The 14240-nt window shown below is 71.6% G+C and carries 8 protein-coding genes; 5 read left to right on the forward strand and 3 right to left on the reverse strand.

The window, feature by feature from the left end; genetic code table 11:
• Positions 1-31: 31 nt before the first annotated feature.
• Positions 32-580 carry a methylated-DNA--[protein]-cysteine S-methyltransferase gene (locus tag ABZT14_RS09775; RefSeq protein ID WP_356299099.1) on the reverse strand — a complete coding sequence of 183 codons (549 nt, stop codon included), beginning with the start codon at positions 578-580 and terminating at the stop codon, positions 32-34.
• Between the two features lie 199 nt (positions 581-779).
• Positions 780-1646, reverse strand: coding sequence for a glycerophosphodiester phosphodiesterase family protein (locus ABZT14_RS09780; RefSeq protein ID WP_356299101.1), 867 nt, complete (start codon positions 1644-1646; stop codon positions 780-782).
• A 359-nt stretch (positions 1647-2005) separates the two neighbouring features.
• On the opposite strand from ABZT14_RS09780, the gene uvrB reads away from it, so the two are divergent.
• The 4 genes from uvrB (at position 2006) to ABZT14_RS09800 (ending at position 8832) form a co-directional block, all read left to right on the forward strand.
• A complete protein-coding gene (uvrB, locus tag ABZT14_RS09785; RefSeq protein ID WP_356299103.1) occupies positions 2006-4102 on the forward strand; it encodes an excinuclease ABC subunit UvrB in 2097 nt (698 codons plus the stop codon).
• Between the two features lie 139 nt (positions 4103-4241).
• The gene (locus ABZT14_RS09790; protein ID WP_356299105.1) at positions 4242-4820 is read left to right on the forward strand and encodes a TerD family protein; all 579 of its coding nucleotides are present in this window, start codon (positions 4242-4244) and stop codon (positions 4818-4820) included.
• 144 nt (positions 4821-4964) lie between these two features.
• Positions 4965-6857 carry a TerD family protein gene (locus tag ABZT14_RS09795; protein WP_356299106.1) on the forward strand — a complete coding sequence of 631 codons (1893 nt, stop codon included), beginning with the start codon at positions 4965-4967 and terminating at the stop codon, positions 6855-6857.
• A gap of 979 nt (positions 6858-7836) precedes the next feature.
• Positions 7837-8832 (forward strand): TerC family protein, encoded by a 996-nt coding sequence (locus ABZT14_RS09800; protein ID WP_356299108.1) that lies wholly within the window; start codon positions 7837-7839, stop codon positions 8830-8832.
• A 151-nt stretch (positions 8833-8983) separates the two neighbouring features.
• On the opposite strand, the gene ABZT14_RS09805 is transcribed toward ABZT14_RS09800, so the two are convergent.
• Positions 8984-12238, reverse strand: a complete 3255-nt coding sequence (locus ABZT14_RS09805; protein WP_356299355.1) for a phosphodiester glycosidase family protein — start codon at positions 12236-12238, stop codon at positions 8984-8986.
• Positions 12239-12798: 560 nt separating this feature from the next.
• Here ABZT14_RS09805 and ABZT14_RS09810 point away from each other — a divergent pair.
• Positions 12799-13719: a hypothetical protein gene (locus ABZT14_RS09810; protein WP_356299110.1), complete on the forward strand. Its 921-nt coding sequence runs from the start codon at positions 12799-12801 to the stop codon at positions 13717-13719.
• The last annotated feature ends 521 nt before the right edge of the window (positions 13720-14240 follow it).

Genomic DNA, 14240 nt, shown 5'->3' on the forward strand with positions numbered 1-14240 from the left:
AGGCGCCGGCCAGGCATCCAGGGGCCCGCGCTCAGAACAACGGCTCCGGCAGGAGCCCCTCCAGGGCCAGCAACTCCCGCTTGGTGTCCCGGCCACCGCCGAACCCCCCGAGTCCGCCCCCGCTCTCCACCACCCGGTGGCAGGGCACCACCACCGGCAGGGGGTTGGCCCCCATGGCGACGCCCACCGCCCGGGCCGCGCCGGGCTCGCCCACACGGGTCGCCAGGTCCTGGTAACCGGTGGTGTGGCCGAACGGCACCGAGTCGTACAGCTCGCGCAGCACCCGGGCGTGGAACGGGGAGCACAGCGACCAGTCCAGCTCCAGGTCGAAGACCCGCAGCTGGCGGTCGAAGTACGCGGACAGCTGCGCCGTGGCGGCGGCCAGCGCGGGATGGCCGGGGGAGTGGGCCTCCCGCGCGAGCGGCTCGGCGTCCAGCCGGCCGGCCAGCTCCTCGACCCGCCGCGCGGCACGGTCGGGGTGGGCGTGGAAGCCGACGGACACCAGCCCCCGTTCCGTACCGGCCAACAGCAGCGGGCCGATCGGGCTGGGCCATACCGTCCACGCCAGGTCGCTCGTCATGGGGGCGACAGTAACCCCCGCCTCTGACAACCGGGCCCGGGCGGGGGCGTCGCCTCGTCCCGCCCCCTCACGGCGCGGAGGCGGGCGCGGGGCGAACTCCGAGGGGCGAACTCCGAGGGGCGAACCCAAGGAGTGAAGCGTGGGGGTGGGACCTGGGCGGCCCCACCCGCACGGGGAACCTCGACGGGAACCCGGGGCCTCAGCCGACCGCGTTCTGGATGATGTCGGGGTTGTTGGAGATGATCCCGTCAACGCCGTCCCCGGCGACCTGCTGGGCCGTGGCCACGTCGTTGACGGTCCAGGTCATCACCTCCAGTCTCTGGCCGCGCGGCCCCTTGAGCTTGTGCACGGCGTTCACGTAGTCCTTGGTCGCGGTCGTGTACTTGGGGTTGATCTGGTCGCTGAACTTGGCGTAGTCGGGCAGTTCCTTGACCGGCGGGGTTCCCAGGAAGCCGGTCTTCACCCGGGGCCTGAGCCCGTGCACCCGCTTCACCGAGTCGCCGTTGAAGCTCTGCACCACCAGGGAGTCGCGCCGGTGGGCCTCGTCCAGGTAGCCGCCCCTGCGGAGCGCGGTCAGCGTCTCCTTCTCGATCCCCGGGTACAGCTCCGGGGACTTCAACTCCAGCAGCAGCTTCTGGTGGTGACGGTTGATCCGGTCCAGGTACTGGGCCAGCGTCGGCACCCGCTCGCCACGGAACTCGGGGCCGAACCAGCTCCCCGCGTCCAGCCTGGCGATCTCCTTGGCGGTGAAGTCGCTGACGTTCCACGGTGCTCGCTTGGGGAAGACCTCCTCCACGTCGGTGGTCCGTTCCAAGGTGGTGTCGTGCATGACGACGAGTTCGCCGTCCTTGGTGCGCTGTACGTCGTTCTCCACCCAGTCGATGCCGAGGGCAGCCGCGCGGTCCACTGCTGCCAGGGTGTTCTCCGGGGCGTAGCCGGACGCGCCGCGGTGGGCGACGACCGTGGGGGCCTTGCTGGTGTGGGTGCTGGTCGGTCGCCCCTCGTTGAGGGGGCTGTCGGCCGGCTTCGCCTGGGCGGGAGAGGCCGAGATGAAGAGAGTGGTCATTCCCAGGATCGCGACTGCGGTTGTCGCGGCAGGGCGAATGGACACCGGGGCTCCTCGCGTCGTTGAGCACGGACGCGATGACATTGCCCGATGTGCCATACAACGAAGCGGTCATGACATGGCGCGGAGTTGAACACGTGGAATCCCCGCTGTCCAGGGACTTTAGGCGCTTAAAGCCCCCGCTACGAACCACTCGAAAGTGTGGGTCCGCATGGCTGTGAACTCACTCGACAGGGGACATCGGAAGGCCGCGCCCCAGGAGTCTCCCGCGTCTCCGGCGTCACGCGCCGGACCGCGTCCCGGAGGGGGCTACGGCGCCCCGACGAGCGATGTCAGCGGTCGGTCGTACGGTGGACACCATGCGCCCGGAAACCAAGATCGAACGCACCTCGGCCCCCTTCGAGGTCGTCAGCCCCTACCAGCCCAGTGGCGACCAGCCCACGGCCATCGCCGACCTGGAGCGACGGGTCAAGGGGGGCGAGAAGGACGTGGTGCTGCTCGGGGCGACGGGCACCGGCAAGTCCGCCACCACGGCCTGGATGGTCGAGCGACTACAGCGCCCGACCCTGGTGATGGCGCCCAACAAGACGCTGGCCGCGCAGCTGGCCAACGAGTTCCGCGAACTGCTGCCGAACAACGCCGTGGAGTATTTCGTCTCCTACTACGACTACTACCAGCCTGAGGCGTACGTCCCACAGACGGATACGTACATCGAGAAGGACTCCTCCATCAACGAGGAGGTGGAGCGGCTGCGCCACAGCGCCACCACCTCCCTGCTGACCCGGAGGGACGTGGTCGTGGTGTCCTCCGTCTCCTGCATCTACGGCCTGGGCACCCCGCAGGAGTACGTCGACCGCATGATTCCGCTCCAGGTCGGCCAGGAGATCGACCGGGACGCCCTGCTGCGGCTGTTCGTCGACGTGCAGTACAGCCGCAACGACCTGTCCTTCACCCGGGGCACCTTCCGGGTGCGGGGGGACACCATCGAGATCTTCCCGGTCTACGAGGAACTCGCCGTCCGCATCGAGATGTTCGGCGACGAGATCGAGGCGCTCTCCACCCTCCACCCGGTCACCGGGGAGGTGATCGCGGAGGAGCGGGCCCTGTTCGTCTTCCCCGCCTCGCACTACGTCGCCGGCCCGGAGCGCATGGAGCAGGCCATCGTCGGGATCGAGCGGGAGCTGGAGGAGCGGCTGGCCACCCTGGAGAAGCAGGGCAAGCTGCTGGAGGCCCAGCGGCTGCGGATGCGCACCACCTACGACATCGAGATGATGCGGCAGATCGGCACCTGCTCCGGCATCGAGAACTACTCCCGGCACATCGACGGGCGCGAACCGGGCACCGCCCCGCACACCCTGCTGGACTTCTTCCCCGACGACTTCCTGCTGGTGATCGACGAGTCGCACCAGACCGTCCCCCAGATCGGCGCCATGCACGAGGGGGACCTGGCCCGCAAGCGCACCCTGGTGGACCACGGCTTCCGTCTCCCCTCGGCCATCGACAACCGGCCGCTGAAGTGGGAGGAGTTCCTGGAGCGCATCGAGCAGACCGTGTATCTGTCGGCCACCCCCGGGGCCTACGAACTCTCGCGCGGCGACGGGGTGGTGGAGCAGGTCATCCGTCCCACCGGGCTGGTCGACCCGGAGGTGGTGGTGAAGTCCACCGAGGGGCAGATCGACGACCTGGTGCACGAGATCCGCTCCCGTGCCGAACGGGACGAGAGGGTGCTGGTCACCACCCTCACCAAGAAGATGGCCGAGGACCTCACGGACTACTTCACCGAGTTGGGCATCCAGGTCCGGTACCTCCACAGCGACGTGGACACCCTCCGCCGGGTCGAGCTGCTGAGGGAGCTGAGGGTCGGGGAGTACGACGTACTGGTCGGGATCAACCTGCTGCGGGAGGGCCTGGACCTGCCGGAGGTCTCCCTGGTGGCGATCCTGGACGCCGACAAGGAGGGCTTCCTGCGCTCGGGCACCTCCCTGATCCAGACCATCGGGCGGGCCGCGCGCAACGTCTCGGGCCAGGTCCACATGTACGCGGACAAGACCACGCCCGCGATGGAGAAGGCCATCGAGGAGACCAACCGCCGCCGGGCCAAGCAGATCGAGTACAACGAGGCCCACGGCATCGACCCCCAGCCGCTGCGGAAGAAGATCGGCGACATCGTGGCCAGCCTCGCCCGCGAGGAGGTGGACACCGAGGAACTGCTGGGCACCGGATACCGCGTGGCCGAGGAGAAGCGGCCCAAGGCGCCCACCCCGGTCAAGAAGCGCGGACCGGTGGAGGCCACCGACCGGCCGGCGGCCGAACTGGCGGAGCAGGTCGAGCAGTTGACGGAACAGATGCGTGCCGCGGCGGCCGAGTTGCAGTTCGAGATCGCGGCCCGGCTCCGGGACGAGGTCCAGGAGATGAAGAAGGAACTGCGTCAGATGCGCGAGGCCGGACTGGCGTAGACGGGTTTCGGTTGCCCTGGTGAGTGTTGCAAGAACGACACAAAGCGGGGGCACGGGACACCCCTCCCATCGGGGACTGCGTAGGGTTCACAGCAGCCGTTGGGAGAACGGCAGAGCAAAGTCGAGAGGGGATTCGCACGTGACGGTCAACATGACCAAGGGGCAGGCGGTCAGCCTGCAGAAGTCTGACGGGGGCACCCTGACCGCGGTGCGCATGGGACTCGGGTGGCAGGCCGCCGCCCGCCGTGGCCTCTTCGGCCGGCGCAGCAAGGAGATCGACCTCGACGCCTCGGCGGTGCTGTTCGCCGACAAGCAGCCGGTGGACGTGGTCTTCTTCCAGCACCTGGTGAGCGACGACGGCTCGGTCCGTCACACCGGTGACAACCTCGTCGGCGGTGCCGGCCAGGGCGGGGACGACGAGTCCATCCTGGTCGACCTCCAGCGCGTCCCCGTCCACATCGACCAGATCGTCTTCACGGTGAACTCCTTCACCGGCCAGACCTTCGCCGAGGTGGAGAACGCGTTCTGCCGGCTGGTCGACGAGACCAACAACCAGGAGCTGGCCCGTTACACCCTCACCGGTGGTGGCCAGTACACCGCGCAGATCATGGCCAAGGTCAGCCGTGCCGGCAACGGCTGGTCGATGACCGCCATCGGTACGCCCTCCAACGGCCGTACCTTCCAGGACCTGCTGCCCTCGGTGCTGCCGCACCTGTGAGGCGGCCGGGGACGACAGGTGGGGTCCGACGTGTGAGCGTCGGACCCCACTGCCAGCCGGTGCGCCGGCCCTGTCGGGCAGGGCGCGCCACCGCACCGTGACGGTGCGCAGAGTGCTTTCCGGGACGAGGGGAACGACGAACAGATGACCGCCGAGCTGGTCCGTGGGCAGAACCACCCACTGCCCGAGACCCGTTTGGAGATCCGGGTGACGGTCAATCAGCCGATCCTCGCCGGAGCCACACTCAACGACGAACAGGGACGGCTGCGGGAGGCCGGCTGGATCGCCCACCCCGCCTCGCCGACCCTGCCCGGACTGGAGGTCTCCAAGCAGGCCGCCGCCCAGCACCGGCTCGCCGTGGACCTGGACGCGCTGCCGGACGTGGTGCACCGGGTCAACGTCCTCCTCGCCCTGCCCACTGGAGTCGGTGGCCCCACCCGCTTCGGCGTGGTGGCCGCCCCCTTCGTCGCGGTGACCGGGCTGGACGGCACGCCCCACGTCAGCTACACCATCACCGACCTGAGCAGTGAGTCGGCCGTGGTCGCCATCGAGCTGTACCGCAGGCAGGGCGCCTGGAAGGTGCGTGCCGTCGGGCAGGGGTACCAGGGTGGCCTGGAGGCCATGCTGCGGGACCAGGGCCTGCCCGGCGCGGGGGAGTTGGCGACCGAGATCAACGACGCGGTGGCCCAGGGGGTGGCGCGTTCCGTGGCGACTCCGCCCCCGCCCCGTACCGCGCCCTCGCCGTCCGCCGGGGACTCCACCCCCACTCCCGAGCCCGCCCCGACCTCGGGCGCCACCGCCGGTGGGGGCATCAACTACCAGCACCCCAGGCGCCAGACGACCGCCCCGCCCACCCCGCCACCGACCGTTCCCCCCTCCCAGCCCGGCCAGCAGCCCACCCCGGTGGCCGGCGACGCCAGCGGCTGGTCGATGAACGAGCGGCTCTACAACCAGGTGTGGGGCATGTTCGAGGACTACGCCCGCTCGGCAGCCGCCTTCCGCAGCGCGGTGGACTTCGCCGACTCCCGCCAGGAGCAGGAGATCGACCGGGTGCTGTCCGACCCCAGCACCCGGGTCGGGCCGGCCGCCGACGCCGCTCGGGAGCAGGCCCGGGCACGGCACGGGCAGCTGGTCGACCAGGCGCGGGCCGCCTTCGACCGCGACCTGGCCCAACTGGTCGCCGAGTCCGAGGTGGTGGAGCCCGCCCTCCCGCCCGCCTTCGCCCGCTGGGACAACCCCTGCTGGCACGCCTACCAGGTGCCGATGGAGACCCCGATGGCCCTGCGCCTGGGTGACCTCAGCCTCCCGGAGAAGGCCGGACTGCGGATACCCATGCTGGTGCGGCTGCCGTTGTCCCGGGGACTGTGGGTCGACAGTGGCCCCAGCGGCGGTTCGGTGGAGGCCGCGTTGGTCGACTCAGACGAGCTGCGACGGCTCGCCGCCCACACGGCCACCGCGCTGGCGGCCCGGCTGGTGGCGGTCTACCCGGTGGGCGACGTCAGCCTCCACGTCATCGACGCCGCCGGTTCCGCCTCCGCCGCCCTGGCCCCCCTGGTGGACAACGGTGCCCTGGCGCACCCGCCCGCCTCCGGGCCTGCGGGGGTCTCGGAGGTGCTGGAGCGGCTGACCCGTCGGGTGGACCTGGTGCAGATGGCGGTGCGGTCCCGGGCCACCGAGGCACTGCCTCCCGACGTGGACCCGGCCGAGCAGTTGCTGATCGTCCACGACTTCCCGCACGGTTTCGACGACCGCGCGGTGACCCAGCTGCGGTACCTCGCCGACGAGGGCCCCTCGGTGGGGGTCAACCTGATGATGGTCGCCAACCGTGAGGACGCCAGCGGCTTCGGACCGCTGCTGGACCCGCTGTGGCGGAGCCTGTTGCGCGTCACCCCGGTCCCCGACGACCACTTGGCCGATCCCTGGGTGGGGCACGCCTGGACCTACGAGCCGGCGGTGGTTCCCTCGGGCAGCCAGGTGCTGCAACAGGTGCTGGCGCAGGTGGCGTCCGCCCGCAGAAGCTACGGTCCGAGGCTGTAGCGCCGGCCGCCCGTTCGCGGCTGGTCTCCTCGTTGACGCTCTCGCGGTCACGGCTGCGGTCGCTGTCGTAAGCCGGTGCCGTGAGCGTCGGCCGACGGTGCCGGCTTCCTTCCGGTGCCCTGAGCGGCGGCCCACGGCCGGTGCCTCCTACGGGGAACCGGCCTCGGTGCCTCATGGGTGCCGTCCGATCGGTGGATGCCCGCCGTAGCTCCTCGGTGGGCCGACGAGGGGCCCCGCCCTCACGGCCGCTCACCCCGGAGGGGCGCGCCACGGCCCGCGACCTCTTGGCGGGAGCCCGCGTCCTGGGTGCGGCCGGACCGGTACCCCGCACGTACGGGGCCGCCCACAAAGACCTCCGAATGGCACCGTTCGGTCAAGGCCGAGCCCCGGGTCCGAGGTCCCCCGCGCGGGGCTTCGCGAGGGCGGGACCGTCGTCCGGGAACGCCCCGGCTGAGCGGCGCCGGAGGCTGGTCCAGGGGGTGGTGGCTCCGGGGGCCGCGCCCCTTCGGTGGGTGCCCTGGTGTCCCGCTACGGCCGGTGTCGTACCGGACTCCCGACGTCCGCCCCGGTCGTGAGGGAGCGTTCCCGGTTGCCGTCGGGCACGGGCCCGCCGCCCCCTGCCTGCGCCCGCTGCGATCTGGAGGGGGCCGGCTCCGGGGCCCGCCCCCACGGCTCACAAGGCGCCAGCCCTCGGCCACGATGGCGTACCGCGAGTGCCCGTGCGCGCCCTGCCGGGGACCCTCAAGGCTCCCGTCCGTAGTGCTCCCCGGAGGTCGGCCACTGGGCGTGACCTCCTGCGCTTTGCCATTTCTTGGTTCTGCTTTACGATCCATTGAACGAAGGGGAGTACTCCCACTATCGCGGCGTTTCGTCAGTACGGGTCGACCATTCGGCCCCGGAACGTCGGCTCGCGTGTAGGTCAGGCCTCGCCGGGTGGAAGAGACCTTCGGTTCGGTTCCCGTACCGGAGGATGAGTTCCATGGATGTGACCCTGACCGCCTGGACGCTGACCGTGGTGGGGCTGTGTGCCCTGATCGCGGTGGACTTCCTCATCGGTGGCCGTAAACCCCACGAGGTCTCGCTCAAGGAAGCCGGCACCTGGTCGGCGGTCTGGATCGCCCTCGCCGCACTGTTCGGCATGGGGGTGTGGTGGCTCGGCGGAGCGCAGAGCGCCGGCGAGTTCTACGCCGGCTTCATCACCGAGAAGTCCCTGAGCGTGGACAACCTCTTCGTCTTCGTGCTGATCATGGCGAAGTTCTCCGTGCCCTCGATCTACCAGCAACGGGTCCTGATGGTCGGGGTGTTGATCGCCCTGGTCCTGCGGGCGGTGTTCATCGCGGCCGGCGCGGCGATGATCTCCGCGTTCTCCTGGATCTTCTTCATCTTCGGCGGCTTCCTGATCTGGACCGCCTGGAAGCTGGTCCAGGACGCCCGGGCGGAGCACGAGGAGGAGGCCTACGAGGAGAACCGGCTGCTGAAGCTGGTGGAGCGCAAGGTGCCGTCCACCGACGTGTACCACGGCACCAAGCTGTTCATCCGGGAGAACGGCCGTCGGCTGATGACGCCGATGCTGATCGTGATGCTGGCGATCGGCACCACCGACGTGCTGTTCGCGCTGGACTCCATCCCGGCGATCTTCGGCCTGACCAAGGACCCGTACATCGTCTTCACCGCCAACGCCTTCGCCCTGATGGGGCTGCGTCAGCTGTACTTCCTCATCGGCGGACTGCTGAAGAAGCTGGTGCACCTCAGCTACGGGCTGTCGGTCATCCTCGGGTTCATCGGGGTCAAGCTGGTGCTGCACGCCCTGCACGAGTCCGGTGTGCACGTGCCGGAGATCGGCATCCCGTTCTCCCTCGGGGTGATCTGCGCGGTGCTGGCGGTCACCACCGTCACCAGCCTGGTGGCCTCGCGACGGCAGGCGGCCGAGGAGGCCGACGAGAAGTCGACGACCTCCGGGCCCGGGCCCTCCTGACGGGGAGGGGCTGGCCGTCGCGGGGGAACGGCCAGCCCCGGACACCGCTCACCGGAGTCGGCGCCCCGGGAGCGGTTGCCGACACCCGGTTCGGCCCCGAGGTCCGCGGCCGAACCCCGCTCCCGTCCAGCCAGGGCTCCGGGGAACCGCCCTAACGCCGTACCCGCAGGCGGTGTTGGGCCCGCTCGCCGGCCACCGTCACCCGCAGGGTCACGGTGCCCGCCCGGAGCGCGTCCAGCCGGCCGGTGCCCGGGTCGAGGCGGACCACACAGCGGCCTGCGCCTCCCCGTGCGGCGGCCCCCTCACCTCGTACGCACAGCCCCCGGGTGCCTGACCAGTCGGCGCTGACCGGCCAGTTGACCGGTACCTTCCGTGCCGTGGTGCCCTGCCCCTGGGTGACGGTGGCCGAGGCCCGGTCGTGCTGGCCCACCCGGAGTGAGCCGGGGGCGGAGAGGGTCAGCCCGTCGACGTGGGGGCGGGTGGCGGCCGAGATCCAGTCACCGCGTCCCGAACGGTCCACCCCCACCAGCGACCAGCCGGTGAACCCGCCCTCGTCGGGGGCGGTGGCCGGGGCCTTCCCCGAGTTGCCGTTGACCAGGTAGGGCACCCCGTCCACCCGGGAGGCGTGGAAGGCGCCGGTGTGGCCGCCGACGAACGCCACCCCCTTGCCGCTGCGCCGCGCGAAGTCGCCGAGCCAGTCCTCGACCAGGTCCGCCTCGACCCGGTCGGTGAGCTGGCTGGCCCCGGTCGGTGCCGGGTCCCGGGGCGGTACGTGCTGCACCAGTACCACGGAGCGCACTCCAGGGTCCCGGGCCGCCTGGTCCAACTGGCGGCGCAGCGAACGGAACTGGGAGTAGCCGCCCCCTCGGATGGTCAGCGAGGAGGTGTCCAGGGTGACGAACCGGGTGCCCCGGTGGTCGAAGACGCCGTGTCCGGGGCCGAACTCCTTCTCGAAGTTGTCGATGTCCCCGCCCATCACCTCGTGGTTGCCCGGTACGTAGCGCCAGGGCACTGCGTCTCCCAGCTCCTGTTTCAGCACCTTGTGGGCGAAGGCCAGGTCCTCGGGAGAGCCCTCGTCCACCAGGTCGCCGTTGATCAGGATCATGTCCGGCCGTTGGGCGCGCGCCTCCCGAAGGGTCCGCCGGGCCTGGCGTACCGCCTCGCCGTCCGGCTCCCGGGCGACGAACTGGGCGTCGGAGACCACCGCGAACCGCCAGTCCCGGTCGGCCACTTCGCGGCCGGAGCCGATCAGGGGGTCGCGTACGGTCGGCTGGGCGGGCAGCTCCACCTCGGGTGGGGTCTGCGCGGTCAACTGGTCGAGGACCACCTCCCCCTCGTACTGCGCCTCCGCCCGGGTCTCGGCCAGGTACAGCCTCTCCACCGTCAGGGGACCCGCCAGGCCCTCCGGTACGGGGAAGGTCACCTGCTGCCAGTCGGTCCACTCCACCAACTCACCGCGCAGTACCTGCTGGGTGCCCTGGGCGTCCCGCAGTTGCAGCGAGGGCCAGGCACCGTTGCCGTCGCCCTTGATCCACAGGCTGAAACTGTTCGGCCGGCCCTCCACGGTGAGCGGTTTCGGCGGGGTGACATAGGCGGCCCGGGTGGCCGTGGACTGGCTGAAGTCGTACCGCAGGCGAAGCCCCCCGCCCTGGTGGCCCTTGGGCTCGGTCGCGGCCGAGCCCTCCGCGCGGGCCGCGCTGAACGTCCAGTCCCCGGCGTCCTCGAAGGTGGCGGTGTCGCGGTCGTGCAGCCCCACGGTGACCGCCAGCGTGGTGCTCCGCCCTCCCACGCTCGCCTTCACCAGGCCCGACACGAACTCCTTCGAGGTACGGGCGCGCACGGTGAAGCCCCCGCGCCCGGGGTCGGGCGTGACGGTGAACAGCGAGCGGTCGTACTCCAGCCGCAGGTCCGAGGGCTCGACGGGGGCGCTGTTGCCCCGCGCGTCCCGTCCGACCACCCCGAACCGGCCGGTGGCCGACGGGTCGGCCAGCCCCACCCTGCGCTGGGGCACCTCCAGCCGGTCCAGCTCGCCCAGCACCCTCAGCCGGGTGGAGCCCTCGGCCCCGCCCTGCCGCGCGCTGACCGTGCTGTGGCCGGTGTGCCGGGCGTGGAAGACGCCCGCCCGGTCCACCGTTCCCACCGTCCGGCGGGAGCTGGCCCACCTCGGGTGGCCGGCGGCCGGTCCGTAGGTCTCGTCGTAGCCGTCGGCCCGCAGGGTGCGGGTCAGTCCGGGGAACACCCGGTCGGGGTGGCCGCCCGGTACCGCGTCCACCCCGGGAGCCTGTTCCCGGTCCGCCCGGGGAGCGACCCGGAAGCCCCGCAGCCGGCCGCTGCCGTCCGGTGCGGTGAGCGCCAACCCGTTGGGCACCAACCGCTGTTCCCCGTCCGAGGGGGAGTTCTCCAACCGGGGCTGGTCCGAACCGGGTTGGCGGGCCAGCAGGGTGGAGGAGCCGCCACCGTCCAGGTTCAGCGCGTTGTGGGCGCCCAACTCGCGCATCATGCGGGCGAGTTGGGTCAACGTCACCCCGCCGGAGGTGGGCTGCCGGCCGTCCACGGTCAGTACGTGCATGGTGTTCCCGTCGCGGGAGAAGCCGACCGCCGTACGGGGAGCCGCCTCGTTGTTGGGCTTGCCCTCCCAGTTCTGCGGCTTGCCGTCCACCACCAGCAGCCCCCGGCCGCCCACCGCCGTACGCGGTATGCCGCCCTGGCCCTTCCGGGTGCGTACCCGGTAGCTGACCGACACCGGGTCGCCGGGCCGCAGGTCAGCCAGTACCCCGGCCGCCCGGTCCCGGCCCAACAGCGCGGTGGTGCCCTTCGGCAGGGGGCCGGCTCCCGGCTTGGTGGACACCGCGGTGACCTTGCCGTTCCGTACCCGCACCTCGGTGGTGGTCCGCGCGCCGTCCACCGTCTGCGCCCGGTCGGCCTCCCCCCACTGGGCGTTGTAGACCCCGATGGAGTCCACCGGGACGTCGGCCGCGTTGAAGGAGCCCAACCGGTGCGCGCCGCCCGGGAGTTGGACCGTGCCCCGGAAGTACAGGTCCAGGATGCGTCCCGCCCCGCCCGGGTCGATGCCCACCGCGTTGGTGGTGCCCGGCGCCGCGGAGTGGGTGGGCTTGCCCTTCCGTACGCCGGGGCCCAGCGGGGCGCCCGTCTGGTCGATGTCGAAGAAGTCGGCGTTGAACGCGGCGACGGTGCGCCGCCCCTTGCCCGGCCGGTGGTCCCGGGCCAGTTCCCCGACCGTCTTCCGTTCCGAGACCCTGCCGGAGGACAGGTAGTCGGCCCGGGTGCCGGAGTCCAGGTCCACGCTGAGGGCGTCCGCCCGCAGCCACTTGTCCGGTTCCAGCCGGTCGAAGGAGGTCAGGGTGGTGCCCGGGGCGACCGGCCGGGTGCTGCGGGTCAGGTCCATCCCCGGTTCGTGCGGGGTGGTGACCTCGGCGGACGGCCGGCGGTGTGCTTCCGCCGGTGCCGCCTGGGCCTGGAACTGGGGCAGCAGTCCCAGGCCCAACGTGAGTACGGCCACCGCCGATAGCGATGGCCGTACCCGGGATCTGTGATGTGGACCGTGTGCTGATCTGGCGGACACAGGCATCCCCCCACGACGGAGACATCGATGCGCGGAGTGCGCACCGTGTCACACAGTGCCAAGGGATGGCGGTCAAGACCATGCCTCTCGGGGGAACTCGCCGCGAACAGTCGAAAACACCCACGGTCCGGCATCCTTCGCGAGGGCGCCGGGAACCGTCGATGCCAGGCACGCACCCGGTACGCTCGCGCGCCCGTACCGGGGCGGATACGCGAAAGGGGCGACCAGGGGAGCGGAAAGCTTGATGCCCCTGGGCCGACAGGCTTCAATGCCGGGGAACGACCGACGGGTCCCGGCGTGGAGCGGACCGGTGGCCGAACGCCGGGCACCGGCCCCGCACCGCTGTCGGCCCGGTGCCCGGCGAGAGCCGAGGAGGTGCGCCGATGAACACCCCACCCGAGCTGGACGGACTGCTGCGCGCGGGACCGTTCCACCTGGCGTTGCGCACCGCCATCGAGTCCCGGGGCCTGGCCCTGCACCGCATCCAGCACCGGCTGGCCCAGCAGGGCATCAGGGTGGGCGTCACCAGCCTCAGCTACTGGCAACAGGGCATCCGCAGGCCCGCCCGTTCGGAGTCGCTGCGCGCCGTACGGGCTCTGGAACAGGTGCTGGAACTGCCGAGGGAGTCCCTGACCAGACTGCTGACGGCACCCGCGCCGGCACGGGAGCCCAGCCCGCGACCGTACGGTGGGTCGGGCCAACCCGCCGACGCGGTGGGGGAGTTGCTGCGCGAACTGGACGTGGACCCGGACGGCGGCACCCACTGCCTGCACCACATGGAGGACGTACGGATCGGCGGCCGGGGCGAACTGCTCTCCCAGTCCTCGGTACAGGTGGTCCGCGCCCACCGGGACGAGGTCGACCGTTTCGTGGCCGTCCACCACGGCACACCGGGCGGTGCCCCCGAGCAGGTACGGGTGCGGGCCGGGGACAACTGCCGGCTGGGCACGGTCCGGCGCCACCCCTCGGGACCGGTCGCCGCGGAACTGCTCTTCGACACCCGGCTACGGGTCGGCGACACCCACCTGTTCGGCTACTCCTTCGAGGACGGCACCGGGGAGCCCCGCCGGGAGTACGCCCGGGGCTTCGACCACTCCGGTGCGGCCTACGTCCTCCAGGTACGGTTCGACCGGGCCGCCCTGCCCCTGCGCTGCCACAGCTTCGCCCGGGGCGCGCCCCACGGCCGCACCAGTGAGCGACGGCAACTCGCCCTCACCGAGCGGGACCACTCCGTTCACCTGGCCCGCCACGACGTGCGGCCCGGCATCCTGGGCATCCAGTGGCAGTGGCCCGGCGAAGGCTGAACCGTTGCGGAGAGCGGGCGAGCCTTGAGGGGGCGCGGGCTCTCGTGGGGTCGCGCCCTCCGCCGTGGTCGGGGGAGGGGATGTCCCGACGTGGCTCCGTGCCTGGCCCACTTGGTCAGCCCATCCTTGGCCCCGACTTTCCCGCCGCCTCAGCCACCCACGGGTGAGCTGGGCCATCCCCCAAGAGGGGGCGCGTGACCGCGTGGACGGGGCGGCGCCTCGGGGCCGTCCACGGCGCGGGCGGTGTGGTGGCCGCGTCCACCCCGGGTGACGGCGGCGGCCCGAACTGGCCGCCGTATGGGGCCTGGGACGGGTGTGACGGCGGCCCGGATGACGGCGGCCCGCGCACCTCAACCCGCCTTGGTGGCTGGCCTGTTCGGTGGGTGGGCCCGTCCAGATGCCGGTGCGGTGTCGATGGCGCACGGCTCCCGACGACGTCGACGACACCCACGACGACGCTCGGTCGCATGGGGCGTCAGCCGTGTGGGCAGCTGCCGCCGGGCCAGCCACCACGGACGTGT

Source organism: Streptomyces sp. NPDC005438 (assembly GCF_040606315.1).
GTDB lineage: Bacteria > Actinomycetota > Actinomycetes > Streptomycetales > Streptomycetaceae > Streptomyces.

What these genes read in the sequence shown, in the direction of transcription:
- ABZT14_RS09775 (WP_356299099.1), bottom strand. Translation starts at nt 580, where the DNA reads ATGACGAGCGACCTGGCGTGGACGGTATGGCCCAGCCCGATCGGCCCG.
- ABZT14_RS09780 (WP_356299101.1), bottom strand. Translation starts at nt 1,646, where the DNA reads ATGACCACTCTCTTCATCTCGGCCTCTCCCGCCCAGGCGAAGCCGGCC.
- uvrB (WP_356299103.1), top strand. Translation starts at nt 2,006, where the DNA reads ATGCGCCCGGAAACCAAGATCGAACGCACCTCGGCCCCCTTCGAGGTC.
- ABZT14_RS09795 (WP_356299106.1), top strand. Translation starts at nt 4,965, where the DNA reads ATGACCGCCGAGCTGGTCCGTGGGCAGAACCACCCACTGCCCGAGACC.
- ABZT14_RS09800 (WP_356299108.1), top strand. Translation starts at nt 7,837, where the DNA reads ATGGATGTGACCCTGACCGCCTGGACGCTGACCGTGGTGGGGCTGTGT.
- ABZT14_RS09805 (WP_356299355.1), bottom strand. Translation starts at nt 12,238, where the DNA reads ATGGACCTGACCCGCAGCACCCGGCCGGTCGCCCCGGGCACCACCCTG.
- ABZT14_RS09810 (WP_356299110.1), top strand. Translation starts at nt 12,799, where the DNA reads ATGAACACCCCACCCGAGCTGGACGGACTGCTGCGCGCGGGACCGTTC.